The organism is Bacillus sp. BF2-3 (assembly GCF_008368795.1).
In the GTDB taxonomy this organism is placed as follows: domain Bacteria; phylum Bacillota; class Bacilli; order Bacillales; family Bacillaceae_G; genus Bacillus_A; species Bacillus_A cereus.
Map to the genome: position 1 here is coordinate 48,229 of NZ_QOSA01000044.1, position 14,120 is coordinate 62,348.

Consider the following 14,120-nt stretch of genomic DNA (forward strand, 5'->3'; position numbering starts at 1 on the left):
GGAAAAGCTGCTGAAATCAGTAGTTTTTCCCCTTTATATTCTCTCTATTTCTTTAATGTAAATCCGAATTTATCCCATGCTTGTAAATAGTCTAGTAAGAAAATCTCTTCTTCTACAATTCGACCAACTACATTTGTTTTTCCTGTATTCACCATATCTTTTAATGCAATTTGTAATTCGCCTTTATACTGACCATATTGTTCATTATCAATTAATAAATCCCCACGCTTAATTTCACGCGTATTATGAGGTTTAAACTCTTCTTTTTTATATTTCACACGACTTTGTGTAGAACGAATCATATATTCAGATACATCTCCGCGATAAAAATGTGGTTCGTTTAATACGATAATTCTTTCTAGTTCTGTCGTTGTATCATATATTTCTATATCAAATGTTTGTTTCTCTTTATTTAATGCACCTAGTGCTTGTAATTCTTCTTCTGACGCATATGCGTTTGCAATAATAACATCATCAATTAATTCCGTCGCGAATAAATGTTTCGCCTGTGTTGTCATCGGTAATTCACGATGCTGCTCTAATGTACATAACCCTTCTGTTACTGGCCAAGGTCCATATGTTGCATCAAATGATGAAATAAAAGCAGCCGTTCTCATACCGTAATCTTTAAATTGTTTCGAGCATTTAATGAAATGATCGTATGATAACCCTGAATAACGATGCGGATAAAAATTATGACAACCAATTAAATTTTCACGATTTGGTCTATGACTCATAATGTTATCTACATACTTCGTACCATTGCTCATATTAATCTCAATTTTCAAACCATACGGATTATAAGTCATAATTGATTCTTCTAATCCTGAAAAACCAACATCTAAACGAATACCGTACGCACCCAATTCATGGAAGAATGATAAATCATTATACGAAATACCTAATTGTTCAAAAACAGATGGACTAATATCCACTAATACTTGGAACCCTAATGCATTCGCATGTGAGATCGTTTCTTTAAATTCTTCAATAATTTTCTCTTTTTCTCCATCCACAGATAATAAACATGTGAACACACGTGTAAACCCATATTTACTTGCTAATGTTAAATACTCCTTATCTTTCTCTACTGTTGAATGTTCTGGATAAATAGAAATACCTAATCGTCTCATATGTACACGCCTCTTTCTTCATCATATTGTAAACCTTTTCAAATATATGTAGTGAAAAAGTATATATCCCCTTCTTGTTCACTACTCCTTTGAATCCGCTTTCTTTAAAGAAAAAACAATTTCTATCATTCTTAACACCTACAAGTCTATACATCTATACTTTACATCTTTTTTTCATAGTTGTGTAGCCTTTACACAAATTTGTCAGTTTTTCACCTTAAAAATTGTTATCCGTTTTCAAGACACCTTCCTTGACTGTTGCATTGGCCAATACATATACTCGAAAGAAAAGAGAAAATTTTATATAGGGGATGAATATATGGGAGAAGCAATACTCGTAAAACGAGAACCGTTATGGACAAAAGAGTTTGTTGCTTTAATTTTTGCAAACTTATGTATGTTTTTAGGGTTTCAAATGTTAATTCCAACCTTACCTGTTTATGTGAAAGAAATTGGTGGCACAAGTTCAAATATCGGATTTGTTGTCGGCATGTTTACCGTTGCGGCACTTTTTGTTAGACCGCTAACTGGGAACGCCTTGCAAAAATTCAATAAAAAAATCATTTTAATGATCGGTACTGCTATCTGTTTACTCGCTATGGGCAGTTACCTTTTCGCCTCAACTATTTTTCTCTTGCTTGCTGTTCGTATTTTGCACGGAGCTGGTTTCGGTATTACAACGACTACATATGGAACTGTCGTTTCTGATTTAATTCCCTCAGCTCGCCGCGGAGAAGGCATGGGATATTTTGGCCTTTCTGGAACAATTGCAATGGCCCTCGGTCCACTTATCGGACTATGGCTTATGCAAACATATAACTTCACAATTCTTTTTTTATGTGCATTATCGTGCACAATTGTTTCATTAATATTAACGAAACTACTTCAAATCCAAAAAACGAAACAGCCTCCACAACAATCATCTAGTACTTTTCTCGATGGATTTATTGAGCGTAAAGCTTTACTTCCTTCATTATTAATATTATGTATTACATTAATGTACGGAGGAATCGGAAGTTTTATCACACTATTTGCTACAGAAGTCGGCATAGCTGATATTAGCCTCTTCTTTTTATGTAACGCACTAGCAATCGCTGTAACTCGTCCATTCTCTGGAAAGCTATATGATGCAAAAGGCCATACATTCGTCATTATTCCGGGAGTTATTATAACGTTTACAGGTATTATTTTATTGTCGTATACGACGACAATTCCGAGCTTAATTATTGCTGCAGCATGTTACGGAAGTGGTTTTGGAGCGATCCAACCTGCACTACAAGCATGGATGATTGACCGCGTAGCACCGCATCGACGCGGCGTAGCAACGGCTACATTCTTCTCCGCATTTGACCTTGGAATCGGCGCTGGAGCGATTATATTTGGATTTATTGCTCATTTTACAAACTATGCAACTGTATATCGTTACTCCTCTCTATTACTTATTGCTTTTCTCTTCATTTACATTACAAGCATAAGAAAACAAAAGCATGGCGATAAAAACACGGAAAAAGCTGCTGGATAATTCAGTGGCTTTTTTATCATGTTAAAAGAATTGTTTTCCCTCATTTTGCTGTTCTAAAACTACATGCATTTCCCTACATATTTTTTTAACGTTCATCAAAAAATATACGATGAACTTGCAGACGCTTTCCTTGATATTCGACTGAACAACATTATTCTAAAAAGTGTGATTTCTTTACAAAATTAAGATTTATACAAGATAAAAACCAATGAAATGCAGTTGTTTCTTTAAGGGATTGTAAACTTTTATTCCCTTTGTAAATTTAGTGTAAATTTTACTAGCAAACCGTTTACAGTGACTCAAGGTTCAGTTAATAATTACATCGTACATGAAATTTAAGGAGTGGAATGCGTGGAATATAATGTTCAAGATATGATCTTCCAGTTCATTGGTGGATTAGGTATTTTCTTATTCGGGATTAAATACATGGGCGATGGACTGCAACAAGCAGCTGGAGATCGTCTTCGCGATATTCTAGATCGTTTTACAACAAACCCACTTATGGGTGTACTAGCAGGTATGTTAGTTACTGTATTAATCCAATCCAGTTCAGGAACAACCGCTTTAACAGTCGGACTTGTAAGTGCCGGATTTATGACATTAAGACAAGCAATCGGTGTTATTATGGGTGCAAACATCGGTACGACAGTTACTGCATTTATTATCGGAATTAAAATCGGAGAATATGCTCTCCCAGTTATGGCAGTTGGAGCAATCTTACTATTCTTCTTTAAAAATAAAAAAGTACATTCTGTAGGTCAAGTTGTATTCGGTTTTGGTATGTTATTCTTCGGTTTAGAATTAATGAGCGCAGGTATGAAACCTCTTCGTTCTTTAGAATCATTCCAAGAATTAACAGTGAGCATGAGTGATAATCCAATTTTAGGAATTGTTGTCGGTACAGTCTTTACTTTAATTGTACAAAGTTCAAGTGCAACAATCGGTATTTTACAAGAACTATTCGGTCAAGGTGCAATCGATTTACAAGCAGCTCTTCCTGTATTATTCGGTGATAACATCGGTACAACAATTACAGCTGTATTAGCAGCAATCGGTACTTCAATTGCAGCAAGACGTGCAGCATTAGTTCACGTTATCTTTAATATTATCGGTACAATTATCTTTACAATTTTATTAATACCATTTACAAGTTTAATTCAATATTTCCAAACATCATTAAACTTGAATCCAGAAATGACTATTGCATTTGCACACGGAACATTTAACGTAACAAATACAATCATTCAATTCCCGTTCATTGCAGTGTTAGCATGGATCGTAACAAAAATTATTCGTGGTGAAGATGCAGCGATTGACTTCAAACCACAACATTTAAATCCAATCTTTATTGAACAATCTCCAGCCATCGCTTTAACTGAAGCTCAAAAAGAGATTATCCGTATGGCTGAGTTCTCATTACATGGATTAAAAGAAGCAAATCAATTTTTAAATACACAAGACAAAAAACACGCAAACATGGCTACTCAATTAGAAGGAGCTATTAACAATTTAGATAAAAAAATTACCGAGTATTTAGTTTTACTATCAGAAAAGCCACTTTCACCTACGGATTCTGAAAAACATTCTGTTTTAGCAGGTGTTGTTGGAGATATTGAACGTGTCGGTGATCATGTAGAAAACCTTGTAGAACTTGTAGATTTCCAAATTTCAAACCGTGTTTCACTATCAGATGAAGCATTAGCTGAATTAAACGAAATGCTTGAGTTAACAATTTCAACACTGCAAGACTCAGTTGAAGCTTTAACAAACTTCGATACTGAACTAGCTCAAACTGTTATTGCCAAAGAACGCAAAATCGACCAAATGGAACGTGTTCTTCGTAAACGTCACGTATTACGTCTAAACGAACGCAGCTGTTCAGGTGATGCAAGTATCATCTTCGTCGATATGGTAAGTAACTTAGAACGCATTGGCGATCACGCTGTAAATATCGCTGACGGTGTTTTAGGTGAACAAGGAAAAATCAATCTAAAACAATCATTATAATAAGAAAGAGACGCTAACTTAAGCGTCTCTTTTTTCATTATATTTTAACAACTGTTCTTCCTTTTAACTTTCCTTGCAATATAAGTGCAAACTTCTTCTCTAATTCTTCTAATGTACATTCTTCTGTATAAGATAGTAACTCTTTATTTCCCCATTCTTTCGCTAAAAGCGTCCAAACATCTCTTCTCACATCTACTGGGCATTGCACGGAATCTATCCCTAAAAGGCTTATACCTCGTAAAATAAACGGATATACCGTTGTTTGTAGTTCCTGGCCTGCCACATTACCGCATGTCGTTACACAACCACCATACTTTACTGTTTTTAAAGCTGTTTCTAGCATATGTCCACCTACAGTATCGATAACTCCCGCGTATATCCCTTTTAACATCGGTCTTCCTGATTCATCATTCAATTCCGCGCGATGAATCACCTTTTTCGCTCCTAGACGTAGTAGCATATCTTCCTCTTCCATTTTTCCTGTCGCTCCTACTACGTTAAACCCTAGCTTACTTAATATACTAACAGCTACACTCCCTACGCCGCCTGTAGCACCCGTTACTAAAACATCTCCCATACTAGGCTTGACTCCTGCTCCAATAAGCTTATATACCGACAAAGCCGCAGTAAAACCTGCTGTCCCATACATCATACTTTCCTTTAATGACATTCCTTCTGGTAAAGGCACGACCCAAGATGATGGCACGCAAATATATTCTCCGAAACCACCAGAGGTATTCATACCTAAGTCATATCCCGTTACAATAACTTGATCTCCTGCTTTAATGGTAGCATCTTCACTACTCACAACCACTCCTGCAGCATCAATTCCTGGCGTATGAGGATATGTTCTCGTAACACCCTTATTACCAGTAGCTGAAAGAGCATCTTTATAATTTAATGAAGAATAATGAACTTGTATGAATACGTCTCCCTCAGGTAAACTACTTACTTCTCTCTCAACAACTTTTCTTACAAACTGATGATTTTCCTTTTCGTTCACAACGATTGCTCGGAATGATGTATGATTCATTATGCTCTCTCCTTTATCCGTCAAATTCTTCTTTATTATATAGAAGAAATAAGTAAGCTTACTCATCTCTTCTTGGCTATATTTCAACAAATCTTACTTCTCTATCACTTTCTCACAATATATATTTTCATTTCTACTAAAACAACTTATACTTATTCTACATCTCAAAAATATAATATAGAAAATCTGACTTTTTATAAATATATTGAATTTTTACGAAATGTAAATGTTTTGTAATGTTTTTTTTCGCTAAATTTCATTATAATAAGTGGATATGAGTGTCGTATTTCAATCCAAATGAAGGAGTACAGGAAATGGAGCAAAACCCATCTTTGCAAGAAAATACACGCAATAAACCGAAAAAAAATAAGAAAAAAATAAAAATTATTATAAGCGCTATACTATTCGTTTTATTAATAGGCGGCGGTTATACTTGGTTTTTAGTAAATAAAGCATCTTCTGCTGTTCGAAATGCCGCACACGATTTAGCACGCGGTGATAAATCTGATTTACGTGATAAGGCTGTAAAACCTATTACAAACAATGTCTCTGTTTTAATAATGGGTGTTGATGAAAGCGATGTCCGTGGAAAAGAATATGGTGAAGCTATAAGAACAGACGCGCTTTTACTTGCAACATTTAATAAAGATAGCAAAACTGTTAAACTATTAAGTATCCCACGTGACACATATACTTATATTCCAATAGAAAAGAAAAAAGATAAAATTACACATGCTCATGCATTCGGTTCTGCTAAAAACGGAAAAAATGGTGGACCACAAGCAAGCATTGATGCAGTTGAAAAATTAATGAATGTTCCTGTCGATTATTTTGTAAAATTCAACTTTAAATCATTTATAAAAATCGTCGATGACTTGGGCGGTGTTGAAGTTGATGTACCAGTTGAATTTACTGAGCAAGATAGCAATGATAATGCTGAGGCTATTCACCTAGAAAAAGGTGTTCAAAAGCTAAATGGCGAAGAAGCTCTTGCTCTTGCTAGAACAAGACACATCGATAGTGATGCAATGCGTGGACAACGTCAACAACTCGTTATCGAGGCTATTTTAAAGAAACTAACAAGTGTTGGTTCTGTAACAAAAGTTGGCAACATCATTGATGATATTAACGGCCAATTCGTTACAAACTTAACATTTGATGATATGCTTTCATTCTATAAATATGGATCGGATTCGGAAATTGAGAAATTACAAATCCAAGGTGATGATTGCTATATGGCAAAAGGTGACGATACTTGTAGCAAATCTGCTGGTGGTGGTCGAACTTACTACTACAATCCAGATAAAAAAGAATTAGCTAATGTTACAAATGAACTTCGTACTCATCTTGGGCTACCTGCATATACAAAGTCTGACTCAGACTCTGATTCGAAAAAGACAAAAGAATCTAAGTCTGAAAATTCAAGTGAACGCGAATCAAGTAACAATGAAGTGAAAAATAAGAACAAAAATAGCAGTGAAGATACAGAAACATCGTCTAACGACAATGAATAGTAAAGAAGCCGTACTCTATGGAGGTAGAGTACGGCTTCTTTTTATTTCTTCAGAATTAAAAATCAGAACTTTCTAACTATCTTTTTTAATATTTTTAAATTATAATAAATAGTAGCAATCTATTCCAATTATCAGGGGGCTCATACATATGAAAGCTGCAGTAAAACATAACATCTCAGATTTTAAAGACTACTTAAAATCCAACGATATATACATGGAAGAAAATATAGATGAAAATGATGGCTCTGTTCATTTTTCAGTAGGATTAGAGACTGAAGCTGGCGCAAAAATTCAACTTATCGCTGCTTTCCAAAACGAACATCCTACGGTGGATATATACTGCTTCAATGTTGCTCACGTACCTGATGCAACATCAACAAATGATATTTTACATGTCATCAATGAATTAAATACATCTTATCGCTTTGCAAAATTCACATTAAATAAGCAAAATGCAATTGATATTTCAACATCTCTTGCATTCTCAGAACCAAACTTTAATCCAGCACTTGTCTTTGAACATACGAGAATGCTATATAAATTAGCAAATGACGAATATAAAAACTTAATGAAAGTTATTTGGGCATAAATAAAAGGATGGGCTGCAAGCAGCCCATCCTTTTATTTCGATATCATATCAATCCACATCTTAATAGCAGTGCCGACAATTAAAATCGATAACATATATTGTAGTACTTTTTGATTTATCCTCTTCCCGACTCGCGCTCCAAGTGGCGCAGCAAATATACTTGCAACCGCAATAATTAGAGCTGGAATGATAACTACTTGTCCAGTAATCACTTTTCCAGTCGTAATCCCTACTGAGGAAATAAACGTAATAGCGATAGATGTCGCTATCGTCATGCGCAATGGTAATTTTAAAATAACTAGCATAATAGGAACTAAAAGAAACGCACCTCCAGCTCCAATAATGCCCGAAACACCTCCTACAATAAACGCTAACACACTTGCTAACCATTTATTATACTTAACTGCTCCACTATTATTTTTCTTCGGTACAAACATCATCATAGCTGCAATGGTCGCCAATACTGTATAAACAACATTTACAGCGTGTTCATCTAATAGATTTGCACTAAAACTTCCTATAAAACTTCCTATTAATATACTAGCTCCCATATACACAACTAACATTTTATTCATATCAGTACTTTTCCGATATGCCCAGGCACCTGCAAAAGTTGCAAAGAATACTTGTACTGCTGTAATACCGCTCACTTCATGTGACGTATAGCCAGTAAATCCTAACAATACTGGAATATATAAGATCATCGGATAATTAATAATTGCACCGCCAATTCCAACCATTCCTGATATAAACGATCCTATAAACCCAATTATAAAAAGTAATAATACTCCACTCACCTTACATCCCCCTCCTTCTAAAAAGAAGGTGATTAAATGAATAAGTTTACATTCCCATCCGAAGCATCTGCTAAATATGCCCCTACACCTGCAAACTCTACCCCTTCCATAATCTCTTCCTCTTTTAACCCTAATAAATCTACTGTCATTTGACAAGCTACAAGTTTAATCCCCTGTTCTTTTGCCAAATCAATTAAATCTGGCAAAGGCATTGCATTATGTTTTTTCATAATGCCTTTAATCATCTTTGGTCCCATACCAGCAAAATTCATTTTGGATAACCCCATCTTATCAGCACCGCGTGGCATCATTCTTCCAAATACTTTTTCTATAAATGTTTTCTTTACATTCACATATTCATCTTTCCTTAAAGCATTTAATCCCCAGAAAGTATGAAAAATAGTTACCTCTTGATCATACGCCGCTGCACCATTTGCAATAATATAAGCAGCCATTGCTTTATCATAATCTCCGCTAAATAAAACGATTGTTGTTTTCTTCTGTTGTTCCATATTGTTCTCCCTCCAATTACCTACAGGGGTATTTTTTTATTTATAAAAAATTGTTTCTCCCTATTCTACTTTTCCTTCCCAAGCTAACATACCACCTACCACATTGATTACTTGAAAACCGTAACTTTCTAAAAATTGAACAGCTCTTGCACTTCTCCCGCCTGAACGACAAACGATAATATATTCCTGATTTTTATTTAATTCATGCATACGAAACTCTAATAGTCCTAGTGGAATATTACATGCTTCTGGAATTTTCCCTTCAGCTACTTCTTCTACTTCACGTACATCCACAATATTTACCACTTCTTTACGCAACAATTTTTCTTCTAATTCTTTTGTAGTCATTTCTTTCATTTTAAATTTCCTCCTCACAAACTATTCATCCCGCCTGAAACATTTATTACTTGCTGAAACCCTAGTTTTTTCAATACCATTGCTGCTTGCTTACTTCTCATTCCACTTTGGCAAATAACGATTACTTCCTTATTCTTATCTAATTGATTCGCCTTACTTGCTAGATCATTTAGGGGGATATTTTGAAAGCCTTTCATATGATTCCCTCTATATTCACCTACTGTACGGACATCAATAAAATACTTCCCCTTTTTCCCCACTATACTTTTCAATTCTTTGCCATTTATATTTTGAACACCTTTCACTGGTAAAAATCGTGAAATAACAAACCATGCAGCAAGTACAATGAAAAGCGTACTTAATATTGTGTTCATATAACCAACCTCTCTATATTTACAAAACTATTGCTTCACTACGCCTTCCTAATCCAAAACTTCAGCACATCGCCTTCTTCTTCAAGCTTTACGATGTCATGGCCACATTTATTTGCCCACGCTGGAATATCCTTAACTGACCCTTTATCCGTTACATGTATTTCTAACACTTCTCCAGTTTGCAAAGTATCCATTGCTCTCTTTGTTCTTACAATCGGCATTGGACATGCTAAACCTTTCGCATCTAATACTTGTTTTATATTCATCATCAATTCCTCCATTTTTTATTTATTTCATTATTCGTGCACTGCACAACGATTTGGACCAATCTCCATTTCACGCTCTTTATCCACGCTTGGGTGAATTTTACCCATATTGGTTTGACGAATTTCTTCATATGCATTTGGCTGAGGTGGTAAGTTTTCTGTTACAACTTTACGGAACTCTCCCTCATCCTCAATATTTAATCCTGCATTATGCTCAAATAAATCTTTTAATTTTGCACTAACAATACCACTTTCGTTCATTTCACTTATTTTTGAATAATGAGCCGGTAACACAACTAAATTTTGAGATAGCTCTTTATATCGGCTATACAAAGTATTACGTAAATCACTCACCCAATCTTCAGCCTTACCAGCAAGATCAGGACGCCCAATTGAATCTACAAATAAAATATCGCCTGATAATAAATAAGAATCATCTACAATGAATGACGTACTTCCAATCGTATGCCCTGGTGAGTATAATGCGTCAATTACAATTTTAGTACCCCCCACCGTAATAACAGATCCTTCAACAAGCGATTCGTATGAGAAAACAACTTCCTCTGCATCTTTTGGTGGTAACCAATACGTACCACCTACCTTTTCCGCTAACTTACGTCCTCCGGAAATATGGTCTGCATGTAAATGTGTATCCATTACATTCGTAATCGTAACGCCATGCTCTTTCGCAAATTCTTCATATGCCTCGGCTGTTCTTACTGCATCAATAACTGCTGCTTCACCATTTGAAACGACCATATAAGATAAACAGCCTTTTCCTAGGCGGTTAAACTGATACATACTTCCACCATTTTTTAAATCTCCAACTTTTATAGGCTTTACATATTCACTCCAAGCCTTCATGCCACCAGCTAAATAATAAATATTTTCTAATCCAGCCTCTGTTAATTGCTCTGCCACAAATATAGAAGACCCTTCTTTTGCACATACTACTAAAACATCTTTATCTTTAGGTAGTTCACTGACAATATGATCTACACCATCTAACAAATCAAAATAAGGTTTATTAATAGAAGAAACTTGCTTCCCTTCAATTTTCCAATCTTCATAATCCGTCTCATTACGAACATCTAAAATGAATAACTCTCCGAATAAAACTTTCTCTGCAACATCTTTTGCTTGTAACATCTTAATGTCCATTCAATTACCCCCATAGGTATATTTTTGTTTAAAAAATTTTATTTCTCCACATTTCCTTGCCACCCTAACATACCAGGAATGACATTTTTCACATTTGCATAACCTTTCTCTTTCAACATTTGGCAAGCCACATCACTGCGGTTACCAGTTCGACAAATAACATAAATTTGCTTCGTCTCATCTAACACTGCGCTGTCTAATTCACCTAATGGTATCGAAATGGCAGATGGAATATGGCCAAAAGCAAATTCCGCTGCTTCGCGAACATCTAATACAATGCTCTCTTCTCCATGAGACAATATAGACTGTAATTCTGCATTCGTAATTGTATGTGGATATTTCACAACTTCATTCACTTCATGCTCGTTTGCTTTCCTAACATAATGCACCAATACATCACCCTCGTGTTTCGTCCCGATATATTGATGTCCTACTTTACTCGCCCAACTTTTTATATCTACCGTAGATCCTTTATCTGTTGCCTTAACTTCAATCACTTGCCCTGGTGCCAATCCTTCTATCGCCTTCTTCGTTTTCACAATAGGCATCGGACAAGCCAAACCTTTACAATCTAAACTCATATCCACTTTTATACTCATAATCGATTCCTCCACAATTCATATACATATACCTGTATGGGTATATTAAAACGTTTTTGAAAATCTGTCAACACTTACGTTTGACAGATTATCGGCTTTTTACAAGTAATTGAACAGCTTCTTTAATTAACTCTTCATTTGAACCATTTCCACTTTCAAACTGTTCACGCAAACATTGCTCTAAATTCGTTCCAACAACGAGCCCAATTGTACGATCAAGGGCAGAACGAGATGCCGTTAACTGTGTAATAACCTCTCGGCAATCTTTTCCTTCTTCCATCATACGAAGCACACCACGAACTTGACCTTCAATACGTTTCAATCTATTTTTCATATCTTGATTATATTCCATCCTATAATCACCTCATTACCATTATGTCACTATTTATAACCTATGACAATATATTATACCCTATAGGGTATTTTGTAAACCCCTATTTTTATTTTTCGCCTTATATGTTCGCAAAACAAAAAGTAAAACCTTAATCTATAAGTTTTCATCTTCCACTAAATCTTGAAATAGAAAATGAAAAATATCAATATACAACACGTTCTGGCAATACTGTCCCATACAATTTAAAACCACCATCTACATTCTTTACCTTATATCCTTTTTCCATTAACATACGCGCTGCAACATACCCTCTCATACCAAGTTGACAAGTGATATATATTTCTTTGTCCATTGGCACTTCATCCAATCGATCACGTAATTCATCTAACGGAATATTAATAGAGCCTTTAATCATTCCTTGTTTTAGTTCATTAGGCTCTCGAACATCAATAAGGTACCCACCATTTTCAACAATGTGATCTATTTCATGCCATTGCACTGTGTCCACAAAGCCATCTACTATATTACTTGCGGCATACCCCACCATGTTTACTGGATCTTTTGCAGAAGAATACGGCGGGGCATATGATAATTCTAAATCTGGTAAATCGATTACAGTTAAATTTGCCTTCATTGCCGTTGCAATAACATCGATACGCTTATCTACTCCATCACGCCCTAAAGCCTGTGCTCCGTAAATTTTTCCGCTATCTTTATTAAAAATTAATTTTATTAGCACTGGCGTAGCATTTGGATAGTATCCTGCATGAGAATTTGCCTGTACATGTACTACCTCATAGGGTATATTTAATCGTTTTAATATTTTCTCATTTACCCCAGTCGAAGCAACTGTTAAATCAAAAACTTTAGCCACAGAAGTTCCCATTGTACCTTTATATAAAGAATCTGTATGGCCATGAATAATATCTGCTAACATGCGACCTTGACGATTAGCGGGCCACGCTAAAGGAATCATCGTTTCTGTTTCTGTAACAAAATCTTTCACTTCAATCGCATCACCAATTGCATATACATATGGGTCAGATGTTTGAAATTTCTCATTTACCTTTATCGTTCCTCTAACTCCCAATGCTAATCCTGCATCTTTCGCTAAACTACTCTCTGGTTGTACACCAATTGCTAAAATAATCATATCTGTTTTTATAACTGAGCCACTTTTTAAACGTACAACAGTCCCATTCTCTTCTAACGCATCTACACCATCTTCAAAAACAAGCTCAACATTGTGCACCTTCATATGCTCATGTACATATGCCGCCATTTCGTAATCAATTGGTGGCATCACTTGATTTGCCATCTCTACAAGAGTAACCTCAATCCCGCGTTCTCTTAAATTCTCAACCATTTCCACTCCAATAAATCCTCCACCAATAACCGTCGCATGACGTGGTTTCTTCTCATCAATATACGCTTTTATACGATCTGTATCAGGTACATTTCGTAACGTAAACAACGCCTTCGCTTCTTCAATGCCCGGAATAGGTGGAACAATTGGTTTCGCCCCTGGTGAAAGAATCAAAACATCATATTCCTCGTTATATGTTTCATCTGTAGTTACATTCTTTATCGTAATTGTTTTCTCTTCTTTATTAATCTTTACAACTTCACTCAATACACGTATATCTAAATTAAAACGTTTTGACATCCTTTCAACAGTTTGTACTAATAACTTTTGTCTTTCTGTAATGACACCGCCAATATAATATGGCAATCCACAGTTTGCGAACGAAATGTATTCACCGCGTTCAACCATAATAATTTCATCTTCCTCACTTAAACGACGAAGCCTTGCAGCTACTGATGCCCCGCCAGCAACTCCGCCTACTACAACTATTTTTCTGGACATATGTCAAACCTCCATACTATTTATTATTTAATTCCCTCATATATCACACATACAA

15 protein-coding genes are annotated in these 14,120 nt (G+C 35.4%); 4 read left to right on the plus strand and 11 right to left on the minus strand.

Annotated features, from left to right (window positions below; translation table 11 throughout):
• Positions 1 to 44: 44 nt before the first annotated feature.
• Positions 45 to 1,133, minus strand: a complete 1,089-nt coding sequence (locus tag DN401_RS25405) for a DUF871 domain-containing protein (RefSeq protein ID WP_001253349.1) — start codon at positions 1,131 to 1,133, stop codon at positions 45 to 47.
• Positions 1,134 to 1,452: 319 nt separating this feature from the next.
• Here DN401_RS25405 and DN401_RS25415 point away from each other — a divergent pair, with 319 nt between their 5' ends.
• Both DN401_RS25415 and DN401_RS25420 read left to right on the plus strand, forming a co-directional pair.
• Positions 1,453 to 2,655: an MFS transporter gene (locus DN401_RS25415; RefSeq protein WP_000503239.1), complete on the plus strand. Its 1,203-nt coding sequence runs from the start codon at positions 1,453 to 1,455 to the stop codon at positions 2,653 to 2,655.
• 351 nt (positions 2,656 to 3,006) lie between these two features.
• Complete coding sequence (locus DN401_RS25420; RefSeq protein WP_000456278.1) at positions 3,007 to 4,662, plus strand: Na/Pi cotransporter family protein; 1,656 nt, start codon at positions 3,007 to 3,009, stop codon at positions 4,660 to 4,662.
• A gap of 37 nt (positions 4,663 to 4,699) precedes the next feature.
• Here DN401_RS25420 and DN401_RS25425 read toward each other — a convergent pair whose 3' ends face one another.
• A complete protein-coding gene (locus tag DN401_RS25425) occupies positions 4,700 to 5,695 on the minus strand; it encodes a YhdH/YhfP family quinone oxidoreductase (protein ID WP_001016956.1) in 996 nt (331 codons plus the stop codon).
• A gap of 314 nt (positions 5,696 to 6,009) precedes the next feature.
• On the opposite strand from DN401_RS25425, the gene DN401_RS25430 reads away from it, so the two are divergent.
• Entirely contained in the window at positions 6,010 to 7,209 is a 1,200-nt protein-coding gene (locus DN401_RS25430) for an LCP family protein (RefSeq protein ID WP_000437391.1), read from the plus strand.
• 148 nt (positions 7,210 to 7,357) lie between these two features.
• On the plus strand, positions 7,358 to 7,798 hold the full coding sequence (locus tag DN401_RS25435) for a hypothetical protein (RefSeq protein ID WP_000642362.1): 441 nt from the start codon (positions 7,358 to 7,360) through the stop codon (positions 7,796 to 7,798).
• 32 nt (positions 7,799 to 7,830) lie between these two features.
• Here the strand turns inward: DN401_RS25435 and DN401_RS25440 are convergent, their stop codons facing one another.
• The 9 genes from DN401_RS25440 to cdr form a co-directional block, all read right to left on the minus strand.
• A complete protein-coding gene (locus DN401_RS25440) occupies positions 7,831 to 8,595 on the minus strand; it encodes a sulfite exporter TauE/SafE family protein (RefSeq protein ID WP_000017249.1) in 765 nt (254 codons plus the stop codon).
• A gap of 32 nt (positions 8,596 to 8,627) precedes the next feature.
• A complete protein-coding gene (locus DN401_RS25445; protein WP_000437746.1) occupies positions 8,628 to 9,107 on the minus strand; it encodes a DsrE/DsrF/DrsH-like family protein in 480 nt (159 codons plus the stop codon).
• Between the two features lie 60 nt (positions 9,108 to 9,167).
• Positions 9,168 to 9,464 (minus strand): rhodanese-like domain-containing protein, encoded by a 297-nt coding sequence (locus DN401_RS25450; RefSeq protein ID WP_000661811.1) that lies wholly within the window; start codon positions 9,462 to 9,464, stop codon positions 9,168 to 9,170.
• A gap of 14 nt (positions 9,465 to 9,478) precedes the next feature.
• Complete coding sequence (locus DN401_RS25455; RefSeq protein ID WP_149288023.1) at positions 9,479 to 9,838, minus strand: rhodanese-like domain-containing protein; 360 nt, start codon at positions 9,836 to 9,838, stop codon at positions 9,479 to 9,481.
• A 38-nt stretch (positions 9,839 to 9,876) separates the two neighbouring features.
• A complete protein-coding gene (locus DN401_RS25460; RefSeq protein WP_002182462.1) occupies positions 9,877 to 10,107 on the minus strand; it encodes a sulfurtransferase TusA family protein in 231 nt (76 codons plus the stop codon).
• Positions 10,108 to 10,134: 27 nt separating this feature from the next.
• A complete protein-coding gene (locus DN401_RS25465; RefSeq protein WP_000351929.1) occupies positions 10,135 to 11,265 on the minus strand; it encodes an MBL fold metallo-hydrolase in 1,131 nt (376 codons plus the stop codon).
• Positions 11,266 to 11,303: 38 nt separating this feature from the next.
• Positions 11,304 to 11,864: a sulfurtransferase TusA family protein gene (locus DN401_RS25470; RefSeq protein WP_149288024.1), complete on the minus strand. Its 561-nt coding sequence runs from the start codon at positions 11,862 to 11,864 to the stop codon at positions 11,304 to 11,306.
• 88 nt (positions 11,865 to 11,952) lie between these two features.
• A complete protein-coding gene (locus DN401_RS25475) occupies positions 11,953 to 12,216 on the minus strand; it encodes a metal-sensitive transcriptional regulator (protein WP_000456206.1) in 264 nt (87 codons plus the stop codon).
• 184 nt (positions 12,217 to 12,400) lie between these two features.
• Positions 12,401 to 14,065: a CoA-disulfide reductase gene (cdr, locus tag DN401_RS25480; RefSeq protein WP_000087584.1), complete on the minus strand. Its 1,665-nt coding sequence runs from the start codon at positions 14,063 to 14,065 to the stop codon at positions 12,401 to 12,403.
• Positions 14,066 to 14,120 lie beyond the last annotated feature (55 nt).

Coding starts and splice junctions, on each gene's coding strand:
- DN401_RS25430 (WP_000437391.1), top strand. CDS start 6,010: ATGGAGCAAAACCCATCTTTGCAAGAAAATACACGCAATAAACCGAAA.
- DN401_RS25405 (WP_001253349.1), bottom strand. CDS start 1,133: ATGAGACGATTAGGTATTTCTATTTATCCAGAACATTCAACAGTAGAG.
- DN401_RS25465 (WP_000351929.1), bottom strand. CDS start 11,265: ATGGACATTAAGATGTTACAAGCAAAAGATGTTGCAGAGAAAGTTTTA.
- DN401_RS25445 (WP_000437746.1), bottom strand. CDS start 9,107: ATGGAACAACAGAAGAAAACAACAATCGTTTTATTTAGCGGAGATTAT.
- DN401_RS25415 (WP_000503239.1), top strand. CDS start 1,453: ATGGGAGAAGCAATACTCGTAAAACGAGAACCGTTATGGACAAAAGAG.
- DN401_RS25450 (WP_000661811.1), bottom strand. CDS start 9,464: ATGAAAGAAATGACTACAAAAGAATTAGAAGAAAAATTGTTGCGTAAA.
- DN401_RS25435 (WP_000642362.1), top strand. CDS start 7,358: ATGAAAGCTGCAGTAAAACATAACATCTCAGATTTTAAAGACTACTTA.
- DN401_RS25455 (WP_149288023.1), bottom strand. CDS start 9,838: ATGAACACAATATTAAGTACGCTTTTCATTGTACTTGCTGCATGGTTT.
- DN401_RS25475 (WP_000456206.1), bottom strand. CDS start 12,216: ATGGAATATAATCAAGATATGAAAAATAGATTGAAACGTATTGAAGGT.
- cdr (WP_000087584.1), bottom strand. CDS start 14,065: ATGTCCAGAAAAATAGTTGTAGTAGGCGGAGTTGCTGGCGGGGCATCA.
- DN401_RS25460 (WP_002182462.1), bottom strand. CDS start 10,107: ATGATGAATATAAAACAAGTATTAGATGCGAAAGGTTTAGCATGTCCA.
- DN401_RS25425 (WP_001016956.1), bottom strand. CDS start 5,695: ATGAATCATACATCATTCCGAGCAATCGTTGTGAACGAAAAGGAAAAT.
- DN401_RS25470 (WP_149288024.1), bottom strand. CDS start 11,864: ATGAGTATAAAAGTGGATATGAGTTTAGATTGTAAAGGTTTGGCTTGT.